Here is a 22130-nt window from a genome sequence, read left to right on the forward strand (position 1 = left end):
CGGCCTTGTCGTGCGTACTGGCACTCGGGCTCGGCGCGGGACTGAGGACCTCCGAGATCCGAGCAGCCACTGGCGACGACGTCGTCAGCCGTCGATCGCACCTGGCCGTCCGTGTGCGCGGTCCCCACGCCCGGACGGTCCCTGTCCTCGACCGGTACGCGCCGATCGTCGCCGAATGCGCCGCCCGCACCGGTCGAGCGCACCTGTTCCGGGAACCACCGCCGCGGAGTGAGTACCTCTCGACGTTCCTCGGCAAGTGCGAGATTCCGACACGGTTGCGGCCCCTGCATGTGAGTCGGCTCCGCGCGACCTGGGCGGTGACGATGATCCAGACGGTTCTCTCCCCGTCTTCAGGGACCTGTTCGGATGCACCTCGCAGAACACCCTGAGCAGGTTGCTCGACTGGGTGCCGCCCATGCCTCCGGCGAGCTCGAACCCGAAACTGCTCGACCTCATCACCAAGGCGGTCCCGCCATGACACGGCGTCGCGCACGCCCGTTCCGCGACATCGACACCCGGGTGAACCACTGCGAGACTTGGCAGTTCAAACGAGCCGTAGCGGTCCTCGAGCACTGCAGCGCACGCGCATTCGTCAACACGGTATTCGCCAAGAAGGCCGGCGCGAAACGGATACTGACCGGGGACGCCCCCATCGTGGCGTTCCTGCTCACCCCGATGCTGACCGTGGATATGCATCTGGTCATGGTGACTGCCACCATCCGAGGATGGAGCCCGTCTCAACGCAAAGCCGTCGGGCTAGACAAAGGCGCGGACATCACCTACAAGATGGTGTGTGACGGATTCGCCAAACTGTGCCGGGCCTGCGACCGCAGCGACGACTGGGGCGCCGCGTCGCTGGCGCAACAATTGCTCACCGCCTCGCTGCTCGGGAACCCACCGACTGGCGCTGAGGCGGTCGACAGCACGGACGTCGAGACTTGGGCCAGACCACGCTATTCGAAGGTCGATGCCGACGATGACTCCGACTTTCCGGAGGGAGACCCCGACAGCGGTGGCGCCGACACGACGCCGCATACGCCGCGCCGCCATCGCCGGCCCACCGCTCCCAGGTCAACAATCGATGGGAAGCCCGAATACACAATCGATGGGGATGCTCTCGCAGCGCACCGTAGTGCCGGATTTGGCCAAACCGAGATCTACATCGGGTTCGAAGCGCATGTCGTCACCGATGTCCCAAGCAAGCCGGGCGCCGGACCGGTCCCGCACGTGGCGCGAGGTCTGCACGTCACGCGAGCTGGATACCACCGCGGCACAGCCGGATTGATCGCCGTCCTTGCCGCAGGTGAGCTCCCTCAGCCGCGCGAAGTTATCTGCGACCGCGCCTACAACAACACCAAGGACTGGAGATACGCACTGCCTCTGCATCGCTGCGGGTACGTCCCCATCGTCGACCTTCACCCCGCCCAGTACGGAATACACCCCGGCCCTGTCCCAGGCGCGATCTGGATCGACGGAACCCTGTACACCACATGCCTGCCTAAACGGTTGTGGAAGCTGCCGAAAATCAGTAGGGACATGACTGTGACCGAACTGGCACGCGCACAGGAACTGCGGGAGACCCGCGCTCAGTATGCATTCGTGCCCCACGGAGCTAGGCAATCCGACGGCACCCAGAGGTTTCGGAACCCCGCAGTATGGCACGCCAGTATCCGAAGCCCATTGTCGCCACGATCGATGAGGCTGGGATACGAACACCCGACCGTGCAATGCGACCGCCGCAAGCCGGATGATCCGTGCGCGTGCTGCAAGACCGTCACGATCCGCAACGAGGATCAACCCCGAACTCGCATGCCGTTCCCGCACGGAACCAAGCAATGGTTTGCGTCCTATCACCGTAGGGTCGGCATCGAGTCCGTGTTCGGGGATCTGAAGTACAACGTCCTTCATCTGCGGCGGGGGTATTACCGAGTGTTCGGGCTCACCGCGCACCGGCTGTTGCTCGGATTCACCCTCGCCGCACTCAACCTGATGATCCTGCGGGACTGGGGCCTCAAATGCAGCACTCTCGACTTCTGGGGCAAGCTCCTCGGGGAACCCGAGCCTGAACGTCGGCACAGCAAGTTGCGACATCGGGTCTCTTACGGATCCGCGTCACGCGCGAAAACTACTGCACTGAACGGCACCTAGCGGCCCCGCCCCGAGAACCGCCACCCAGTCGAAACGGGGCGAGCACAGTCACTTGCTCTGTATGAAGTGAGCCAGATCGACCAAGAAGACCTGTTTCTAGCAGTTGGCGCGCCGATAAGTGAACCCGAGCGAGCCTGATGGGTGAACACCCTAGAGAGCCGATGACGGGAATCGAACCCGCGTATTCAGCTTGGGAAGCTGATGTTCTACCATTGAACTACATCGGCATGCAGGCATTTTGCCGCCAATCGAGCGGTTCAACACCCTGCGAGCGGCAACTCTAGCAGACCGCTAATCTCTTGTTGTGCTCCTCTCCGATCGCGACATCCGTTCCGAAATCTCGACCCGCCGCCTGGGCATCGACCCGTTCGACGACTCGATGGTTCAGCCGTCGAGCGTCGACGTGCGACTGGACCGGTTGTTCCGCGTCTTCAACAACACGAGGTACACGCACATCGACCCGGCGCAGCAGCAGGACGAGCTGACCAGCCTCGTCGAGCCGGCCGAGGGGGAGCCGTTCGTGCTGCATCCGGGCGAGTTCGTGCTGGGCTCGACGCTGGAGTTCTGCAGCCTGCCCGACGACCTCGCCGGCCGACTCGAGGGCAAGTCGAGCCTCGGCCGCCTCGGATTGCTCACCCACTCCACCGCCGGATTCATCGACCCCGGTTTCAGTGGGCACATCACCCTGGAACTGTCCAACGTCGCGAACCTGCCGATCACGCTGTGGCCGGGCATGAAGATCGGCCAGCTGTGCCTGATCCGGTTGTCCAGTCCGGCGGAGCACCCGTACGGCAGCGCCGCGGTCGGGTCCAAGTACCAGGGGCAGCGCGGCCCGACGCCGTCGAAGGCGTACCTGAACTTCGTGAAGTCGCCGACGCAGTAGCGCGTCCCGCACGACCGTCACCCGCCAGTAGCGCGCCGAGTGTGCACCTGCCGTCGCGTCGCGCGAGAACGGGCGACGGGAACTGCACGCTCGGCGGACGGGCGCGCAGCAACCGGATGTACACCTGCTGTTGCCCGGACCATCGCGTGCGGTACCCGCCCCGCTCACCCGCGGCGACTACCAAGAACGTATGCGCTGCACCGTATTCGGAACCGGCTACCTGGGCGCCACGCATGCCGCGTGCATGGCCGAACTGGGACACGAGGTGCTCGGGGTGGACATCGACCCCGGCAAGGTCGCCAAGCTGTCCGGCGGCGAGGTCCCCTTCTATGAACCGGGCCTCGCGGACGTCCTCCGGCGCAACATCGACGCGGGCCGGCTGCAGTTCACCACCTCCTACGTCGACGCCGCCGCGTTCGCGGACCTGCACTTCCTCGGCGTCGGCACCCCGCAGAAGAAGGGGGAGTACGCCGCCGACCTGCGGCACGTCTACTCGGTGATCGACACCCTCGCCCCGCTGCTCGACCGTCCCGCGGTGATCGTCGGCAAGTCCACGGTCCCCGTCGGTACGGCGGCTGAACTCGGTTCGAGAGCAAGGGAACTCGCGCCCGCCGCCGACGAGGTCGAAGTAGCGTGGAACCCCGAGTTCCTGCGGGAGGGGTTCGCCGTCGAGGACACGCTGCGTCCCGACCGCCTGGTGCTCGGCGTCGACCGGGCCCGGTCCGGACGGGCGGAAGTGCTGGTCCGGGAGCTCTACGCCGACCTGATCGCGGACGAGGTGCCGTTCCTGCTCACCGACCTGCCGACCGCGGAACTGGTCAAGGTGTCCGCGAATGCCTTTCTGGCAACCAAGATCTCGTTCATCAACGCGATTTCCGAGGTGTGCGAGGCGACCGGTGCCGACGTCACCGCGCTGGCCGACGCGCTCGGCTACGACGCGCGGATCGGACGCCGATTTCTCAACGCGGGCTTGGGTTTCGGTGGCGGCTGCCTGCCCAAGGACATCCGCGCGTTCATGGCGCGGGCCGGCGAGTTGGGCGCCAACCAGGCGCTGACGTTCCTGCGGGAGGTGGACAGCATCAACATGCGTCGGCGCACCAAGATGGTGGAACTGGGCACCCGGGCGGTCGGCGGGTCGCTGCTCGGGGCGAACATCGCCGTCCTCGGCGCCGCGTTCAAGCCGGAGTCCGACGACGTCCGGGACTCGCCCGCCCTCAACGTCGCCGGGATGATGCAACTGCACGGCGCGGTGGTCAGCGTGTACGACCCGAAGGCGCTGGACAATTCGCGCCGACTGTTCCCGACCCTGAACTACGCCACCTCGGTCGCCGAGGCCTGCGCGGGCGCCGACGCGGTGCTGCTGGCCACCGAATGGGACGAGTTCCGGTCACTTCGTCCGGCGGACCTCGAAGGCCACGTCCGGGCGAGGGCGATCGTCGACGGGCGCAACTGCTTGGACGCCGACGAGTGGACCGCGGCCGGCTGGAGCTACCGGGGTCTGGGCCGCGGGTGACACCGCAAAGCTGGACGTATGACCAGTTCTGGATGCCCGCGGTCGGCTCGCACCGTCCGCGCTGCCGCCGAGGTGGTTCGCTAGACTCACCGAGTTCACGTGCGCCCTGAACGAGGGTCGGGGGAGCGCAACTGTCTGTTAAGAGGCGGCTCGATGAGTGCGGTGCTGGGAGTGTCGGTGGGGGCCAGCGCTGTCCGCATGGCGACGCCCGCAGCGCCCGAGCAGTACGGGCCGACGGCCTTCCTCCGCCAGGACATCGCTGTGGACTCGGATCGCCGGGAGGAGCTCGCCGCCCAGTCCATCGGGGTGCTGCTCGAACACGACGACCACGCGAACATCGGCGCCACCGCCGTCACGTACGACCTCCCGCACCAGGCCGACGCCCTGCACGAGGCGATGGGCCGTCAACGCCTGCACAACTACCACCTCGTGCCGTCCGCGACCGCGGTGATCACGCTGCTCGAAGCCACCGGACAGATCGGGGACGCGCAGACCGTCGTCCTCTACGACCTCGGCAGCTCCGGCGTCACCATCAGCGTCGTCGACCGGTACACCCGCTCGGTCCTGGTCTCCGAGCACAGCACCGTCGCCGGCGGCGACTACTTCGACTGGATCGTGCGCGAGCAGCAGCACCGCGACCACGGCCTCGGCGCACCGGCCGACGAGTGGGCGGCCGCCGACCTGGCGCAGCGATGCCGAGCGGCCAAGGAGCAACTGTCCGAGTCCGATGCGGTGTGCCTACCCGGCGACGGCGGACTGATCCTGCTCACCCGCGAGAAGTTCGAGTCGCTCGTCGCGGTGCCGGTCGAGGGGTCTGCCCGGCTGGCCCGCGAGGTGATCGCCGCGTCCGGCCGTCACCCCGACGTGGTGGTGCTGCTCGGCGGCGGCTCGCGCATCCCCCTCGTGCAGTCCGTGCTGCGGGGCTGGCTCGCGCTGCCGACCGTCGTCCCCGCGGAACCGGAGATGGTCGCCGCGCAGGGGGCAGCCCTGCTGGCCACCCCGGTCGTCGCGCCCGCACCCGTCGAGCCGCCGCCCGTCGACCCGCCGGCACCGGTCCGGGGCCGGACGTCGAAGCGGCAGCTGATGGTCGCGGGTGCCGCCGCAGCCGGACTCGTGGTCGTCGCAGGGGTCGGCCTGGCCCTGGGCGGCGGCAACGACGGCAACCAGGGTGCCGGCGGAACCACCGTCGCGACCGAGGACACGGTGCCACCCACCACCGCCGCGCCGACCACCACCGCACCGACCACGCCGACCCCCACCCCGGAGCCGGCGGCGGCCGCCCCGGCGCGCTCGGCCACGACCTCGACGCCGCCCCCGCCGCCGCCACCCCCGGCGACGCGCTACCTGAACCTGCCCGCGCCGATCCAGATCGAGGTGCCGCCGGGCATCCAGTTGCCGCCCGGCATGGTGCGCTAGCGGTCCTGCTGGTCGAGCGGGGTCAGCGTGCCGCGTGCCGTCCGGCCGGGCGCGCAGCGGGGACCTTCGCGCCCGCCCCCATCGGCCGGGCCAGCATCACCGCGATGGCGGTGGTCAGCGGCACCGACAGCGCGAGTGCGATGCCTCCGACCGACGACCGGACGATCTCGATGGCGACCGCGTCGCCGGTGAGCACGTCGGTGATCGACCGCCCGGCGACCGAGAACAACAACAGCAGCGGCAGCGCGCCGCCGGCGTAGGCGAGCACCAAGGTGTAGACGGTGCTGGCGATGTGGTCGCGGCCCACTCGCATCGCCGCGCCGAAGACCTCACGCCGGTTCGCACCCGGATCCAGGTGCGCCAGCTCGAACGCCGACGAGGCCTGGGTGATGGTGACGTCGTTGAGCACGCCGAGCGAGCCGATGATGAACCCGGCGAGCAGCAGGCCGGTGATGCTCACGTGCCCGATGTAGGTCTGCACGTTGGTGTTCTGTTCCTCGGACAGTCCGGTCAGGTGCGTCATCTCGATCGCCACCCACGACAGCACCGCGGCCAGCGCCATCGAGGCCAGCGTCCCGAGCAGCGCCGAACTGGTCCGCAGGCTCACCCCGTGCGCCAGGTACAGCACCGCGTAGAGGATCACCGCACCGCCGACCAGTGCGACGGGGATGGCGGGCTTGCCGTCGAGCAGGGCCGGCAGCATGAACCCGACCAGCACGCCGAACGCGACGAACAGTCCGAGCAGGGCCCGCAGGCCGCGCCAGCGCGCGACGACGATCACCACCACGACGAACGCTGCGACGATCAGCAGCAGCGGCAGCCCTCGGGAGTAGTCCTCGAAGGAGTACGAGGTGGCGCCGGACTGGTCGGTCTGCCGCACGAGCCGGATGTTCTCGCCGACCCGGAGGTCGGGCTGGCCGGGGCCGGGGCCGATCTCGAGCAGCGTGCGGGTGCCCTCGTTGGGGCCGGACCGGATGTCGACGAGGCTGCGCTGGCACTGGTAGGAGGCATCGGAGGGGGCCTGCGGTGCGCCGGTGAACGCGCGGCCCGCCGACGGACTGCCGCACGGTCCGAGGTCCTGCGAGGTGACGGTCCCGGCCTCGGTGACGACGGCGCCGCCGCCCGCGGTCTGGAACGGCAGGGGGATCTCGACGCTGTGCTTGCTCGGCCACAGGATCACCGCACCGACGAGGACCGCGATACCGATCGCGGCGAGCAGCCCGACGACCACCTTGGCCGCGACGGGGCCGACGGGGACGGGACCGGTGTGGCCGTGACCGTGGCCGTGACTCATCGAGCCTGACTCCGCATGCGGTCAGGGTACCGGCGGTCGCTGTGTGGGCAGACCGACGGCTGTCGCGGCAAGCCCGCGCGCCGTCGCTGAATCAGCGCCTTTGTGTGGCTTTTTTGTCGCTTCGTGTGATTCAATATCGCCGGCGTGCAACGGCGGTCGCCGATCGGGGGAGCGGCGGCCGGGGGCCGCATCTGGGTGGGGGAGACCCGGGTGCGCGAGTCGTCAGCGTCGAACCGGGGAAGTTTGCAGCGGTGGCGGGGAACAGGGGGGTGTATCCCCGCCACCGACCCAATTGCCCACAGGGGGGGGAGGGGCAATCGGGCTTGCTGGACACCCGAGGTGTCGGTGACGAATCTACATTGCCCCGCCCTGTTTGTCCGCACACCGGGGTGCCCGACGGCCCCGCGGTATTCCCATCCGAAACCGTGGAAACCGGTTGGTTAGGCTCCCCCGATGGCCGGATCACTGGAACTCGCGCGCAAACGGGTCGACGCATTCATGGCGGCGTTGCCGATCGAGCGACCCTGGTCCTTCGACGATTTCATCGGCTGGATGGAGGCCGAGCGCGGGCGTCCGATTCGGCTGGAGCCGGTCAATGCAGCGGTGATCAGCGGCGCCCCCTGCGGACTCTGGATCGGCCGCGAGGACGACGACGTCGTGATGTACGCCGCGGGCGCGTCGGCGTACCTGCGCCGCCACATCGTCTATCACGAACTGGCTCACATTCTGCGCGGCGATTCCGGGCTGGGGGTCGACCTCGCCGCCCTCCAGGCGCTGGCACCTGACGTGCGGCCGGAGACAGTGCGGTCGCTGCTGGGCCGATCCGGATACGACGACGAGGTGGAGCAGGAGGCCGAACTCCTGGCAACCCGGCTCTTCCTCGCGGATTCGGGCGCGGTGAGCGAACGTTCCGGCGTGGGTGCCAAGCAGTCGGTCCGGGTGTCGCGGCTGACCAACGTTGTCTGGAGTCGGACCTGACCTCCACCATGCCCGCGGTCGTCATGTGGCCGCTGCTGATCGGCATCTGGGTGATCACGGTGATCCGGCTGATCGTCATGCGGACCGGACCGGCTCAGCGCCGAATCAACATGATCCTGGTGTTCTGGGCCGCCGTCGCGACCTTGCGCGCGCCCGAGGTGCAGTCGGCGTTGGAGTCGCACCTCACCGACATCGCCGTGATCCGGCCGTTGACGCACCTGTTCGCGATGCTCGCGGGCGCCGCCATCCTCGGACTCGCCGCGGCGATCACCATGGGACCCGCCGAACCGTCGTGGCGTCAGCCGCTGGTGTACGCGGTCACCCTTCCGATGGGACTCTCGCTGCTGTTCCTGAGCGGTGAGTCGAGGGCGTCAGGGCTCACCATCGAGGAGGCCGGCGGCTGGCAGTGCGCGGCGTACTTCGTCGTGTACGCCATCCCGATGGTGATCGCCGTGACCGTCGTCCTCGGGCTGTGCGTGGAGGTCCTGCGGTCCGCGCCGGCTCGCCGCGAGGGCGTGGCGATGGTGATCCTCTGCATGATGTGCGTGCTGTCCCTGTTGGACAACATCAGCAGACCGGTCGCCGCGTTCTTCTCGGCCGCACACGTGGACAACGCGTTGACGAGGTGGCGGGCCGAGTCGAACGACGTGCTCTTCCTGCCGGAGGTGGCGCTCGTCGCGGTGGTCAGCGCGATTCCGGTCGTCACGATGTTGCTGCGCCGCCGGGAACTGCGCCAGCTCGCCCCGATGTGGTCGACCCTGACTGAGACGGTGCCGCAGGTCGTGTTGCCCGCCTCCGGATTCGAGGAGCGACTACACCGGACCGTGGTGGAGATCTGGGACGCGACGATGATGCTGGAGCCGTACGAATCGGCTGCCGAGGACACGTCGTTGGAGCGCGAACTGGACCGCCGCGGGATCGTCGGCGACAAGCGGATCGCGGTCCGACGATCAGTACAGTTGCTGCGAGCCTGCGAGCGGAAGCGGACCGGCCGTCACCCGCTGGATGCGGCGCACGGCCGGAGTGTGGACCTCGGAAACGAAGACCCGGCGAGCGAGAAGCGGGTCCTGCTGGGCCTCGCACGCAGCTGGAAGTTGGCCGCCACCATCGCTTTCCAGGATCAGACCGACACCGAGTTCGACGCCCGAGAAAGGAGCGAGGTCCGGGCCACCCCACTGGTGACTCACGACCCACGCAACTGATGGAGACACGACCGATACCGCATCCCCCGCGCCGCGTCCCCGTCCTGGGCGACATCCTCGGGATGGACCGCAGCGCGCCCAGTCAGCGGACGCTGTGGCAGCACCGGCAACTCGGCCCGATCTACCAGCGGGTGATCGTCGGTACCAAACTCACCTTCGTGACCGGTTCGGAGCTGGTCGAGGAGATCAACGACGAGAAGCGTTTCCGCAAGCACGTCGGCAGGCCGTTGGCGAACCTGCGCACCATCGTGGACGACGGGTTGTTCACCGCGTTCCACAACGAGCCGAACTGGTCGAAGGCGCACAACATCCTGATGCCGGGCTTCACCCGGGACGCGATGCGCGGGTACCACCGGACGATGCTGGAGACCACGCGCGAGCTGATCGTCCGCTGGGACGAGCACGCCACGGCGGAGTTCGTCGACGTGCCGGCGGAGATGAGCAAGCTGACCCTGGAGATGATCGGCCGGGCCGGATTCGGGTACAGCTTCGACTCGTTCCGCAGTGACGCTGCGGAGGATCCGTTCGTCGCGGCGATGCTGCGTGCCCTGCGGCACGCCGAGCAGGCGGCGATCCCGATCCCGTTCCGGGGCCTGTTCGCCGGCAAGGCGGAGCGGCAGAACGAGGCCGACATCGCCTACATCACGGGCGTCGTGGACCGGGTGATCGCCGAGCGGCGGGCCGACCCCGACGACACCCACCACGACCTGCTCGAGCTGATGCTGCATTCGAGCGACCCCGATTCGGGGGAGTGCCTGGACGAGGTGAACATCCGCAACCAGGTGCTGACCTTCCTCGTCGCGGGCCACGAGACGTCGGCCAACGCGCTGGCGTTCGCGCTGTACTTCCTGGCCCGGAACCCGGAGATCGCGGCGAAGGCGCGGGCGGAGGTGGAATCGCTCTGGCCGGGCCAGGACGAGCCCGACGTCACCTTCGAGCAGGTCGCGAAGCTGCGCTACGTCCGGCGAGTGGTGGACGAGACGCTGCGGCTGTGGCCGACCGCCCCCGGGTACTTCCGGGAGGCCGTCGCCGACACCACGATCGGTGACGGGTACGAGTTCAAGGAGGACGACTGGGCCTTCGTGCTGGTGCTCGGGCTGCACCGCGACCCGGTCTGGGGCCCGGACGTGGAGACCTTCGACCCGGACCGCTTCCTGCCCGAGCACGTGCGGGCCCGACCCGGTCACGTCTACAAGCCGTTCGGGACCGGCCTGCGGGCGTGCATCGGCCGTCAGTTCGCGCTGCACGAGATGGTGCTGGCGTTGGCGCTGCTGGTGCACCGCTACGACTTCGAGCCGGAACCCGGATACGAGCTCCGGGTCAAGGAGCAGCTCACGCTGAAACCGGACGAGTTCCGGCTGCGGGTGAAGCGCCCTGTCAGTCCGTGACCTCCCCCGTCGCCCCGCTCGGCCCGCCGAGCCGGGCGAGCAGCCCGATCAGCTCCTCCATCGCCTGACGGGGCAGGGCGCCGCCGGACTGGTCGGGCTCGGTCAGCGACCGCATCGACAGGCTCTTGACTCCCGCATCCCGCGCCATGATGCAGAGCCGGACCTGCGTGTCGACGTACCCGTAGTCGTTGCCGGACAGGTACACGCGCGAGACCTCGAAGTGGTCGGCGACCGCGTCGAGGACGTCGACGGACGGATCGGCGAGGCTGCCGTCCCGGATGGACCCGACGACATCGGCCGCGATCGGGTGTCGGAGCCGGCGGCCGAGCGCGAGGGCGACCTCCTCGTTCGACTGCTCGGGGGCGCCGCGCCGGTGCCCCCATTCGAAGAGCCGGTTGACCCGGGTGGCCAGGGGTATCGAGGGCTCGTCCGGTCGGGTCATGCGTCTGCTCCTCGTCGTGCCTGCCACCGGCGGCGGAACCGGGACTCGGTGTCGGCGTCCACATCGATCGGCCGCCCTGCCAGCCATCTCCGGTAGAGCCGTTCCTGGTTCTCGGTCGGGTCGTCGCCCGCCGGTTCGTCGAGATGGTGGCCGAAGGCGAACTCGATCAGCGCGGGCACCGGCACGCCGGGGCCGGCGTTGGTCTCGAGCAGGCCGGTGACGTAGACACCGGTGATCCGCGAGACCGCCTCGTTGAGCGCATCGGTCGCCTTGTCGAACTCCTGCTGGGTGACCTCGGGCCAGCGGTCGCGAAACGAGTTGAGCATCGCGTGCGGTGTCATCAGCTCGACGATCATCTCGAGGGGCACCGCGACGGAGTCGGGACCGAACTCGGTGGCGCGCGGAGGGCCGGAGGAGATCGGGTTGTCGGCGGCCTCCAGCGGCTCGGGATGACCGCCCAGCAGGGTGCGCGCGGCGCTGCCGGCGGCCCAGTTCAGCCCGGTGTCGATACGGCGGAGCGTTCGCTGGCTGGGCTCGGGACCGGTGCCGTTCTCGGCCCGTGTCTGTGCGGCATCGGACGGTCCGCCGGCGGCCCGGACCTCGTCCTGGGTCAGATTCAGGGTGCGGCGTCGTTCGATCACGAACCTGCCGAAGCGCGCCCTGTTGTCGGAGACCATGGGTCCACCCTATGTTGCCTGGATCACCCACCCAACGCGGTGGCCATGTTTTTGTCGCTTGTTTGTGGCTTTTCCTGGGTGTCGGGGTTCAGAACGTCTCGCGATGCACCGCATCGTCGAGCGGGCGACCGTCACGCCAGCCGAACCGCACCAGGTCGGGTGTCTGCTGGAACTGCGAGACCGGGCCGACGCACAGCCAGGCGATGGGGCGCACCGGCGCCGGCACACCGACGAGATCGGTGAGGAACTCCTCGTCGTAGAAGGACACCCAGCCCACGCCGATGCCCTCCGCGACCGCGGCCAACCAGATGTTCTGGATCGCGAGCACCGCGGAGAACACGCCGGTGTCGTCGACGGTGTGCCTGCCGAGGATGTTCGCCCCGCCGCGGCTGGGGTCGTAGGTGACCACGATGCCGGTGCCGGACTCGCAGATCCCCTCGATCTTGATCGGGTCGAACGTCTCGCGACGCTCCGGCGGCAGCGAGTCCGCGAAGTTCCGGCGGCAGTCGGCGACGTGGTCGGCGAACGTCTCGAGGGTGTCGGGGTTCTGCACGACGACGAAATCCCACGGCTGGGTGTTGCCGACGCTCGGCGCGTTGTGCCCCGCCTGCAAGATCCTGGTCAGCTGGGGTTCGGAGATCCGTTCCCCGGTGAATTCGGCGCGCACGTCGCGTCGCATCCGGATCGCGTCGTACACGGACATGGCCGACCCGGACTGAGCGAAACTGCCGTTCACGTTGTTCTCCACCCCGCCGACGCTATCGGATGCACTCGCGGACGTTCGACCACCCCGAACCGCGGTAGCCTCCGAGGATGATGTCCAGGGTGGCCGGTCGGCGCGGACTGCGCCGGATCCTCGCCATCGTCTCGATCGTCGCGGCATTGGGACTGGGAGGTGTCACGGTGGCCGGTGCGCAGTCGGGGGGACGGGTCGGGGTCGAGGGAACCTCGCTGCGGCTCGACGGAAAAGCCTGGTGGCCGGCGGGGTTCAACGCATACCAACTCGCGACGAACTGGTCGGTGAACAAGGGCTGCGGCGCCGAGGTGAACCTCGACGAGTACTTCGCGGGCCTGCCGCCGCACTCGCTGACCCGCTTCAACGCGTTCGAGGCGCTGGCCACCGACAAGGTCACCGGGCGACGCGACTGGACCGCGGTCGACGCGGTGTTCCGGGCGGCGGAGCGGCACGGACAGCTGCTCGTCCCGGTGCTGACCGCGCAGGACGGGGCCTGCGAGAACGAGGTGTTCAAACAGCGGGACTGGTACGCCGACGGATGGCGCAGCGCCCCGCACGGCGCCGCAGCGTCCTTCGCCGAGTGGACCGAGTCCGCGGTGACCCGGTGGCGTGACTCCCCGGCGCTCGCCGCTTGGGAACTGGTCGGGGAACCGGAGACCAGCGTCTGCCACGGCGGGAACTGCGACCTGGCCTCGCGGACCTGCCCGCCCGACGCGGCGTCGGTGTTGCGGTCGTTCATGGACGAGGCGGGCGCGGTGGTGCGGCGGGCCGCGCCCGGCTCCCTGATCACGGCGGGGCTGACCGGTGGCGGCCAGTGCGGCACCGCCGGCGACGACTACCAGTACGTCGGAGCGTCGCCGAACGTCGACATCCTGCAGTACCACGACTACCACGCCGACGGAATCGCGTTGCCCGGCGACCGGTGGAACGGTCTGGCCGTGCGGATCCGGCAGGCGAACGAGATCGGCAAACCCCTGTTGGTGGCCGAGATCGGTCAGGCCGCCGGGCCGGGTGCGGCCACCGTCGAACGGCGGGCATTCGACATCGAGCGCAAGATTTCCGGGCAGCGCGCCGCGGGCACCGCCGGGGCGTTGCTGTGGTCCTTCGTGCCCGATCCCCGGCATCAGGACGCGACGTACGACATCGGCAAGGGCGACCCGCTGTTCGCGGTGATGGCCCACTACAACGCCGTCGGCGGCCCCCCGGGACGAGACTGAGCGGTCACTCCGGGCGGTCAGCCGCGGACGCCGGAGTCACTGGCCGGCGGGCTCGCCGAGGACCCGGTACATCCGCCACGTCGGCTGGTCGGCGCCGGTGTTGGGGATCTCGAGGTCAAGGCTCGCCACCGTGCCGCCGTTGTCGAAGATCGTGGGATAGCGGCGGTTGACGGCGTCCGATGCGCCGCGGCCCTCCGTCGGGATCGCCATGATGTACCGCACGCCGTGCCCGGCCGGATCGTTGAGCGCGCCGACGAAGTCCTTGTCCGACGGCACCACGAACTGCTTCGGGTTCTTCGACGCGGCGACGATGGAGAACCCGTACACGGTGTCCATCAGCACCGAGCCCTCCGGCAGGTTCATCGCGTCCAGATAGTCCGCGATCTGCCGTTCCGTCGCGAACGTGTCGACGATCGCGCGCTGCTTCGCCTGTTCGACGGGATCGTTCTCACCGGCACCGAAGAGCACGCCGAGGGCGTACTGCTGCACGGACAGGTGCCGGTTGCCCATCGCGACGACGGTGACCGGGATGCTCACCGCCAGCGCGAGCACCGCTACCAGCGCGACGACCGGCATGCGGGACTGCCGCTCGTCCCGCGGAGCGGAGTAGGCGCCCGGCCTGCGGGACTGCAGGGTGCCTCGAACGGGGCTGAACTGGAGTGCGTACACCGCGACGAGCGGGATCACGCAGATGTAGAAACGGAGGAAGGGGAAGGTCACCCCGGTGACGTACGAGTAGGCCTGGAACGCGAGCACCGACCCGAACAGCAGGGTCGGCACCAGCACCTCGACGTCGCGGCGTCGGATCGCGAGGGCCGCGACCGCCGGGACGAGCAGCGGCATCGCCGGCGCCAGCACCAGGATCGACGCCGCCGAGAAGCCGAGCGCAGGCAACCCCGACTCGGTGGGTCCCCCGGACTGCGCGAGGATCTGCGCGTTGCCGTAGCCGGACTCGAACTGCGCGAACAGTTGCCCGGTCAGCAGCCAGCTCGTCGCCGCCCACACCGAGACCGACAGCGCGCCCGGCGCGACGACGATCACCGCGTCGAGCAGCGCGGACCGACGCGAGTGACTGCGCGCGGAGGACGGATCGGCGTGGGTCGCGCGCCGCCGTGTCACGACCGCGACGAACACCGCTGCCGCCGCGATCGCGACTGCGGCGTCGTAGCGCGTCAAGTATCCGAGACCGAGGGCGACGCCGACGGAGATCAGGTCGTGCACGTCGTCGGTGCTGGTCCAGCGGATCAGCCGCCGCGTCGCCCAGCACATCAGGAAGATGAACGGCGCCTCACTCATCCCGGTCGCCCCGTAGAACAGGATCATCGGGTTCACGGCGAAGAGTGCGGTGACGGCGACCTGCTGCCAGCGCGGGGTTCCGCGGTCCGCCGCGATGCCCCAGATCTGCGCGACCGCGGCTGCCATGAACATCGCGGACATGATGACGCCGGCGAGGCCGTAGCGGGTCAGCTCCGGGATCCAGGGGCTCAGCGCGACCAGCGGCAACTCCACCAGGGACGTCAGTGGGGTGAAGATGAAGCCGATCTCCGCGAGGTGCGGGTCGCGGCTGAACAGCGCTCCCTGCGCCGACTGCACGCGGCTCAGGGCGTCGCCCATCAGGAAGTGGTATCGCAGCGCGAGAACGAACCCGAGCACCAGGTAGACGACCAGCGCGAGGGCGAAGACGACCTGGACCGGCCGGACCCACCTCATCGCGGTACCCCCGCCGGTTCCGGCTCGGGTCCGGGCTGCGGCGCCGGCTCGTCGAGTCCGTGGAAGGTCTTCTCCCAGTAGGAGGGATTGTGCAGCAGCTGCCAGCAGCCCTTGATCGCGGCGATGCTCATCAGAAGCCAGTACAGCGGCACGGTCAGGCAGGCGAGGAGCAGCCGCGGGTCGCGGCCCTCACGGCAGCCGACGAGGTTCAGGAAGATGGTGACCGCGTTGCCGAAGACCAGACAGATCAGGGCGGGGTAGTAGACCAGCGGCGGGAAGATCTGTCCGATCGCGATCGGCTGGCCGAGCAGCCACGTCAACGTGATGAACCAGAAGACCATGTTCAGGCACGCGATGATCGGGGTGCCGGCGAGCAGCAGCGTGAACCGCAGGAACGCCAGTGGACCGATCTGCCGCCACAGCCGCACCGGACGCCGGGTGTGTACCAGCCAGGTCTGCAGGTAGCCCTTGTACCAGCGGGACCGCTGCCGCAGCCAGTTGATCGCGTCGCTGTTGGCCTCCTCGAGCGTCGTCGAGTCCAGCACTGCGGTCTTGTATCCTTCGGCCGCGATCCGGACGCCGAGGTCGGCGTCCTCGGTGACGTTGAACGGATCCCAGGCGCCGATCTCGTCGAGCACCGCCCGGCGCAGATGATTCGACGTGCCGCCCAACGGAATCGGAGCCTTGATCCGCATCAGGCCGGGCAGCAGGTAGCTGAACCAGACGCCGTACTCGACGGTGAACCAGCCGGTGAGCAGATTCTGAGTTCCGTTGCGGAAGGCCAGCTTCGCCTGCACGCACGCCACCTTCGGGTCGAGCCGTGCGAAGGTTGCCGCCACCCGGCGCAACTGCAGCGGTTCCGGGATGTCCTCGGCGTCGTAGATCGTGACGATGTCACCCGTCGCGAAATGCAGCCCGTAGTTGCACGCTTTCGGCTTGGTCCGCGGATCCGCCGCGGGCACCAGCACCACGGTCGCGACCTCGTCGACACCCGCCGCGGCGGCCGCCTCGATGGTGGTGGTGTCGTCCTCCTCGAGAAGCAGCAGGATCTGCAGCTTCTCCTTCGGGTAGTCGAGGGCACTCATGGCGGCGATCAGTTGCGCGATCACCTCGGTCTCGTCGTAGGCGGGCATCAACACGGTGTACGTGGGCAGGTCCGCGTCCGGGATCGCCAGCGCCTCTTCGTCGCTGACGGTGTGGATCGCCTCCGCGGGGAGGCCACGGCGGAAGATGATCAGCCGATCGATCAACGTCAGCACGTACGCGATGGTGCTCAGCGCCGTCGCGACGATCAGTGTGGGGATCGGGAAGAACGCCAGGCACACCACCGCGACCGCCGCGATGGCCAGCAGCAGGTTCCGCTGCCACGGCACGAACGCCCGCGACGCCGATGCCATCGGGTCGCGCTCGCGCAGCCCGTTGACGGCGTCGTGCAGCGCCCGCTCGCGGAATTCGGGTGTCGGTTGCGGTGATTCGGTCACGACGCGGCCTCCCACTGTTTCTCGACCAGGGCGTGCCCGAGCGACGAGAGCAGATTCACGTCCTTGAACCGCGGATTCTGATCGACCTGGATCGCGTTGCCCCGCAACAGCACATTGAGCGACTGTCCGGCGATCGACCCCATCTCCGGCGACAGTTGCGGGAAGTTTGCACCCGGATCGTGGTTGTCCACCGACAGCAGGTTCACCAACTGGGTCATGTCGCCGCGCTGCCAGATGAACTGCAGCTTCGTCCAGGTGAGGAACAGCTCCTCGTCGACGACGGTGTAGAGCCGGCCGATCACGTCGTGCCCGAGGTCGACGTCGATGGTCTCGGATCGGCGGCTGCCGAGCGTCGAGTACAGCGTTTCGCCGGGATAGACGGCGAGGGTTGACGGTTCACGGGTGCGCAGATTGTCCACCACCACGCTGCGGACCCGGTTCTTGGTGTCCCAGGCCGGGTTCACCTCGTCCGCCTGGAGCATCTGCCGCGTCAGCGTCGCATCCGATCCGAAGAATTTCGGTGCCCAGTCGATTTTCTCGATCTCGGTCTGGGTCCAGCCGGACGGAACCCGCAGCCACGCCTCGCCATCCGGCGGTCCGGGATCGACATGCACGGCGGTCGGCGGTGGCAACGGGGTGAAGGCCTGCAGGACCGTCGCCACGACCAGGATCGCCGCGGCGACCCCGATCGACTTCACCGTCGGTCGGCGCGGGGAGCGGATGCCCGATCCCGGGTCGGTGCCCCGCTTCGCCACGACTGCCAGGTACGACAGGCAGACCGCGGCCGCGACGATCACCGCGGGCAACAGCTGGATGTACGCGCCGCGTGCGTCGGGCCGCGCCGTGTGCATCGCGAGGAGCAGGCCGAGCCCGAGGACGAAGGTGAGCGCGGCCGCCGCCACACCGCGACGCCAGGTGCGAGCGACCGCGATACCCGTGCCGACGGCGACGAGGAATATCCCGACCGCCCCCGCCGCGAACCACGACCCGCCGAGCGCGACGACCATCGTCCGGTACGTCAGCGGCACGAACAGCAGGTACGCCAGCCAACCCGGCCAGTACCGGCACGTCGCGCGGGTTCCGAACAGCAGCACGCACGCCCCGAACAGGAATGCGACTGCAGCCAGCAGGTCCAGCCGCAGGAGCGTGAACTCCTCCCGGTACCGCGGCACCAGCCAGTACGAGATGCCCAGTGACACGAGCATCGCGAGGATGCCGACGATGTAGTCGACCTCCCGGTCGTGAATCGGCAGCTCGCCGTGCCGACGGCGGGTGATGCCGATGGCCATCGGCACACCCAGCAGCACCATCAGCATCAGATACCCGACCAGCCCGGTCGACTGTGCATCCGGCAGGGTCCGCAGCGTCGACGTCCAGAACCCGACCACCAGGCAGACGGCGATCAGCACCCACCGCGCGGTGAGGGCGGCGAGGGCGCCGTGCTCCCGGGGCGACGCGGGACGTTCCGCGACCGTGACCATGACGCGCCGCTAGCGGGTGGCCCGCGGCTTGCGTCGGCTGACGACCCAGACGGCGAGCCCGCCGAGCAGACCCAGCAGGAGCACTCCGCCGGCCGCCGCCAGCACGCCGCGGACGACGGACCGGTCCGCGCTCTCCGGGGTGGGCGCCGCCATCGACGACAGGTTCACCGGGACCCGGTCGCCGGTCTGGAACAGCACGTCACCGGTGAGGGTGAACCAGCGGTTCCGGTCGGCCTGCAGCCAGTCGAGGATCCGGTCCAGGTTCTCCGGGACTCCCGTCGACGTCGCGACCACCAGCATCCGGGACTTGTTCGCGTCCCACGTGGCCTGCAGCGACCCGAACTGCATCGACGGGACGGCGACGCTGCGGGGAGTCCCGTCGCCGTTCGGGTCGGCCAGTTCGACGGTGTTCTCGCCGGTCCGGCTGAGTGGCAGCGTGATCGAGTTCGGCAGGCCACCGTCCGGTGCGACCAGGATCGTCGGCGCGGTCGAGTTGACGGCGTCGTCGAAGGACACCAGTTGCGGGCGCATCGGGGTGACCGTCATCGCCTGCAGTCCGGTCGTCAGGGTCAGTGCCCGCCGCAGGTTCGCCAGCGTCGGGGTCTGCAGTCCGACGTCGACCGTCGGCAGCAGTGCCTGCGGGAGTGCGCCGAAGCCCGCAGGGCTCGGCGGGGTCGCGGTCTCGCTGCGGACCGGGCTGCTCGGGTCGATCGACAGCGTGACCGGCTGGGTGGATCCGCAGGTCATCACCCCGGCGACCTGCAGCGTCACCACCATCTCGGTGTACCGCTTCAGCAGGTTGTTCGGGATGTCGATCCACTGGTCGATCCGGCCGGTGTCGTCGACGGGCCAGTGCGCCAGCGTGGCGTCGCCGACGGTGATGGTGATCTGGCCGTTCTGCGCGCTCGGCAGCGGGGTGTAGTTGCCGAGCAGGTGCACGGTCACGTTGTCGGACGGGCGTCCGAGCCGGGCCTGGTCCAGGCCGACCGTCACCCGGGCCCGACCGGTGGAGGTGGAGGTCAACTGGGTGACACCGAGGTCGCTGAGGGTGGTCGCATCGGGAGCGAGGACCGGTGCGGGGTCGAGCGCGCCGGCGGTTGCCGTCGACGAGACGACGATCTTGTCGAGGGAATTGACCAGCAGTCGGGTCTGATCGAGGAGTTCGCTGCCACGGCCGGACAGGGTGAGTACCGGGACCCCGCCGGCCGACGGGGTCATCCGTGCGGCCGCGGCGTCGGACTCGGCGATCACCACCTGCCGCTCGAGAAGGCCCACCGGCTGGTCGGGCACGCTCTGCCCGGGCGCGAGGGGGCGCAGGTCGACGATGGTGCGCTGGTTGGCGTAGTGCGCGGTGACCGCCGTGCCGAACTCCAACGCGGCGGCGGACTCGTCGACGGTGGGGTTCTCCGGCACGTACAGGTCGAGTCGCTGCAGCACCGGCGGCAGGAAGTCGGCGATGACGCCGGGCTGAATCTCGTTGCCGCTGTAGTCGATCGACGCGTCGATGATCGACAGCGAGTTCTCGGTCCAGTCCTCGGCGCACCACTGGTCGTCGAGCGGGGCCAGGTGCGAGCGGAGCTGTACCTGCGCGGCGTTGTCGACGACCGGCAGCCCGGCCAGCGGGATCGTCACCGGCGCAGTCGGTGCCCCCGCGGGCACGTCGATCCGGCTCAGGGTGCGGCCGTCCGCGATCGCGTCGATCCATCCGCGCCCGGACCCGGCCGGGATCTGGATGGTGCCGCGCACCGCGGCCGGCGCCATGCCCGCCGGCACGGGGATGTGCAGGCTCACTGTCGCGTCCTGGCCGGGAAAGTTCAGGGTCTGACCCAAACCGACGGCGGGCAGGCCCAGGCTGGCGTCCCGGTGCACCGGGCGGGGCGCTGCCGCCGCCGGGGAGACGCCCGCCGCACCCAGGATCGCTGCGGTGGCCACACAGGTCGCGGTCCAGAACCCGCGACGGAGTACACGTTCCGACATCCGTCCTCCTCGAGTCGACAGATCAGACCCTACGAGTCGGCTGGGGGATTTGCCCGGTGAACGCGCCGCTACTGGCTGTAACTGGCCAGGAAGTTGCCGAACCGCTCGATCGCCACCGCGAGGTCGCGGGCCCACGGCAGCGTCACGATCCGCAGGTGGTCGTGGTCGGGCCAGTTGAACCCGGTGCCCTGGACCATCAGGATCTTCTCCTGCAACAGCAGGTCCTGGACCAACTTCTCGTCGTCGTGGATCTCGTAGACGTTCGGGTCCAGCCGGGGGAACGCGTACAGCGCGCCCTTCGGCTTCACACACGAGACGCCGGGGATCATGTTCAGGCGCTCCCACGCGACGTCGCGCTGCTCGAGCAGTCGGCCGCCGGGCAGGATCAGGTCCTCGATGCTCTGGTAGCCGCCCAGTGCGACCTGAATCGCGTGCTGCGCAGGCACATTCGGGCACAGGCGCATGGAGGCGAGCAGGTCGAGCCCCTCGATGAAGCTGGCCGCGTGATCCTTCGGGCCGGTGATCGCGAGCCACCCGGAGCGGTAGCCGGCGACGCGGTACGCCTTGGACAGGCCGTTGAAGGTCAGGCACAACAGATCCGGGGCGAGGGTCGCCAGCGACGTGTGCTTGGCGTCGTCGTAGAGGATCTTGTCGTAGATCTCGTCCGCGAGCAGCAACAGTCGGTGCTTACGGGCCAGCGCGACGATCTGGCTCAGCACCTCCGTGGAGTACACCGCGCCAGTCGGGTTGTTCGGATTGATCACCACGATCGCCTTGGTGCGCGGGGTGATCTTCGACTCGATGTCGACGATGTCCGGGTTCCAGCCGTCGGACTCGTCGCACAGGTAGTGCACCGGGGTGCCGCCGGCGAGGCTGGTGGTCGCCGTCCACAGCGGGTAGTCCGGCGCGGGGATCAGCACCTCGTCGCCGTTGTCGAGCAGCGCCTGCATCGTCATCGTGATCAGCTCGGACACCCCGTTTCCGAGGTAGACGTCGTCGACGTCGAGCTCCGGGAAGCCCGGTACCAGCTCGTATCGGGTGACGATGGCGCGGCGGGCGGACAGGATGCCCTTGGACTCCGAGTAGCCCTGCGCGTTCGGCAGCGCGGCGATCATGTCGCGCATGATGACGTCCGGCGCCTCGAACCCGAACGGCGCCGGGTTGCCGATGTTCAGCTTGAGGATGCGGTGGCCCTCCGCCTCGAGCCGTGCGGCGTGCGCGTGTACCGGTCCACGGATCTCGTACAGCACGTTCTGCAGCTTGGTGGACTGCTTCAGTTCGCGCGGGACGACGTGCTGGTGGTGGGAGGGCTCCGAGACGGTCACCCGTCCATGGTGCCACTGCGAGTAAAGCCATTTTCGGTCGGGGAGCGTGGCGAGCAGCACAAACTGTCCGGTCAACGGCTGCTCAGGCAGTCATCGCCCCGATTGCACCGGTGAAATACGGAACCAGCCAGATCGACCACACGACGATGCTGAACCGGTGGAAGCCCGCCTTCTCGGACGGTCGGTCGCGGACCAGGACCCTCGTTCGCGGTTCCCGCTCGAACGACGTGCACGGGGAGGACGATTGGAATCGAGCCACCGA

General features: G+C 68.9%; 18 protein-coding genes and 1 tRNA gene. 8 read left to right on the forward strand and 11 right to left on the reverse strand.

What is annotated here, in order from left to right; genetic code table 11:
• The first annotated feature begins 366 nt into the window (after positions 1-366).
• The gene (locus FK531_RS10735) at positions 367-2148 is read left to right on the forward strand and encodes a hypothetical protein (protein ID WP_142098996.1); all 1782 of its coding nucleotides are present in this window, start codon (positions 367-369) and stop codon (positions 2146-2148) included.
• 156 nt (positions 2149-2304) lie between these two features.
• On the opposite strand, the gene FK531_RS10740 is transcribed toward FK531_RS10735, so the two are convergent.
• Positions 2305-2375: transfer RNA gene (locus FK531_RS10740), tRNA-Gly, on the reverse strand.
• Positions 2376-2452: 77 nt separating this feature from the next.
• Here FK531_RS10740 and dcd point away from each other — a divergent pair.
• The 3 genes from dcd (at position 2453) to FK531_RS10755 (ending at position 5960) form a co-directional block, all read left to right on the forward strand.
• Positions 2453-3031: a dCTP deaminase gene (dcd, locus tag FK531_RS10745; protein WP_142098998.1), complete on the forward strand. Its 579-nt coding sequence runs from the start codon at positions 2453-2455 to the stop codon at positions 3029-3031.
• A 190-nt stretch (positions 3032-3221) separates the two neighbouring features.
• Positions 3222-4544: a UDP-glucose dehydrogenase family protein gene (locus tag FK531_RS10750; RefSeq protein ID WP_142099000.1), complete on the forward strand. Its 1323-nt coding sequence runs from the start codon at positions 3222-3224 to the stop codon at positions 4542-4544.
• Between the two features lie 153 nt (positions 4545-4697).
• Positions 4698-5960 (forward strand): DUF7159 family protein, encoded by a 1263-nt coding sequence (locus tag FK531_RS10755; protein ID WP_142099003.1) that lies wholly within the window; start codon positions 4698-4700, stop codon positions 5958-5960.
• Between the two features lie 22 nt (positions 5961-5982).
• Here the strand turns inward: FK531_RS10755 and FK531_RS10760 are convergent, their stop codons facing one another.
• Complete coding sequence (locus FK531_RS10760; RefSeq protein ID WP_142099006.1) at positions 5983-7254, reverse strand: YibE/F family protein; 1272 nt, start codon at positions 7252-7254, stop codon at positions 5983-5985.
• 453 nt (positions 7255-7707) lie between these two features.
• Between FK531_RS10760 and FK531_RS10765 the strand changes: the two genes are divergently transcribed.
• The 3 genes from FK531_RS10765 to FK531_RS10775 are packed head-to-tail and all read left to right on the forward strand — an operon-like array spanning position 7708 to position 10822.
• Positions 7708-8232 carry a hypothetical protein gene (locus tag FK531_RS10765; protein WP_142099009.1) on the forward strand — a complete coding sequence of 175 codons (525 nt, stop codon included), beginning with the start codon at positions 7708-7710 and terminating at the stop codon, positions 8230-8232.
• Positions 8233-8240: 8 nt separating this feature from the next.
• Positions 8241-9434, forward strand: a complete 1194-nt coding sequence (locus FK531_RS10770) for an MAB_1171c family putative transporter (RefSeq protein WP_142099012.1) — start codon at positions 8241-8243, stop codon at positions 9432-9434.
• Positions 9434-10822 carry a cytochrome P450 gene (locus FK531_RS10775; RefSeq protein ID WP_142099015.1) on the forward strand — a complete coding sequence of 463 codons (1389 nt, stop codon included), beginning with the start codon at positions 9434-9436 and terminating at the stop codon, positions 10820-10822. The genes FK531_RS10770 and FK531_RS10775 overlap by 1 nt, the downstream gene beginning before the upstream one ends.
• Here FK531_RS10775 and FK531_RS10780 read toward each other — a convergent pair.
• The 3 genes from FK531_RS10780 to bluB all read right to left on the reverse strand — a co-directional run bounded on the left by FK531_RS10780 (position 10812) and on the right by bluB (position 12644).
• A complete protein-coding gene (locus tag FK531_RS10780; protein ID WP_142099018.1) occupies positions 10812-11264 on the reverse strand; it encodes a hypothetical protein in 453 nt (150 codons plus the stop codon). The genes FK531_RS10775 and FK531_RS10780 overlap by 11 nt on opposite strands.
• Positions 11261-11941, reverse strand: a complete 681-nt coding sequence (locus FK531_RS10785) for a helix-turn-helix domain-containing protein (RefSeq protein ID WP_142099021.1) — start codon at positions 11939-11941, stop codon at positions 11261-11263. Before FK531_RS10785 ends, FK531_RS10780 begins: the two co-directional genes overlap by 4 nt.
• Positions 11942-12029: 88 nt before the next feature.
• Positions 12030-12644, reverse strand: coding sequence for a 5,6-dimethylbenzimidazole synthase (bluB, locus tag FK531_RS10790; protein WP_142099570.1), 615 nt, complete (start codon positions 12642-12644; stop codon positions 12030-12032).
• Between the two features lie 110 nt (positions 12645-12754).
• Between bluB and FK531_RS10795 the strand changes: the two genes are divergently transcribed.
• Positions 12755-13894, forward strand: a complete 1140-nt coding sequence (locus FK531_RS10795) for a beta-mannosidase (protein WP_181762904.1) — start codon at positions 12755-12757, stop codon at positions 13892-13894.
• A 36-nt stretch (positions 13895-13930) separates the two neighbouring features.
• On the opposite strand, the gene FK531_RS10800 is transcribed toward FK531_RS10795, so the two are convergent.
• From FK531_RS10800 to FK531_RS22355, 6 genes are all read right to left on the reverse strand, one after another.
• The gene (locus FK531_RS10800) at positions 13931-15604 is read right to left on the reverse strand and encodes an ArnT family glycosyltransferase (protein WP_142099024.1); all 1674 of its coding nucleotides are present in this window, start codon (positions 15602-15604) and stop codon (positions 13931-13933) included.
• The gene (locus FK531_RS10805) at positions 15601-17085 is read right to left on the reverse strand and encodes a glycosyltransferase (RefSeq protein ID WP_246098096.1); all 1485 of its coding nucleotides are present in this window, start codon (positions 17083-17085) and stop codon (positions 15601-15603) included. The genes FK531_RS10800 and FK531_RS10805 overlap by 4 nt, the downstream gene beginning before the upstream one ends.
• Positions 17082-18566 (reverse strand): DUF2339 domain-containing protein, encoded by a 1485-nt coding sequence (locus tag FK531_RS10810; protein ID WP_142099027.1) that lies wholly within the window; start codon positions 18564-18566, stop codon positions 17082-17084. Before FK531_RS10810 ends, FK531_RS10805 begins: the two co-directional genes overlap by 4 nt.
• A 9-nt stretch (positions 18567-18575) precedes the next feature.
• Positions 18576-20543 (reverse strand): hypothetical protein, encoded by a 1968-nt coding sequence (locus FK531_RS10815; protein ID WP_142099030.1) that lies wholly within the window; start codon positions 20541-20543, stop codon positions 18576-18578.
• A gap of 68 nt (positions 20544-20611) precedes the next feature.
• Positions 20612-21868, reverse strand: coding sequence for a pyridoxal phosphate-dependent aminotransferase (locus FK531_RS10820; RefSeq protein ID WP_142099034.1), 1257 nt, complete (start codon positions 21866-21868; stop codon positions 20612-20614).
• A gap of 82 nt (positions 21869-21950) precedes the next feature.
• Positions 21951-22127 carry a hypothetical protein gene (locus tag FK531_RS22355; RefSeq protein ID WP_181762905.1) on the reverse strand — a complete coding sequence of 59 codons (177 nt, stop codon included), beginning with the start codon at positions 22125-22127 and terminating at the stop codon, positions 21951-21953.
• Positions 22128-22130 lie beyond the last annotated feature (3 nt).

Source organism: Rhodococcus spelaei, assembly GCF_006704125.1.
Lineage (GTDB): Bacteria > Actinomycetota > Actinomycetes > Mycobacteriales > Mycobacteriaceae > Rhodococcus_G > Rhodococcus_G spelaei.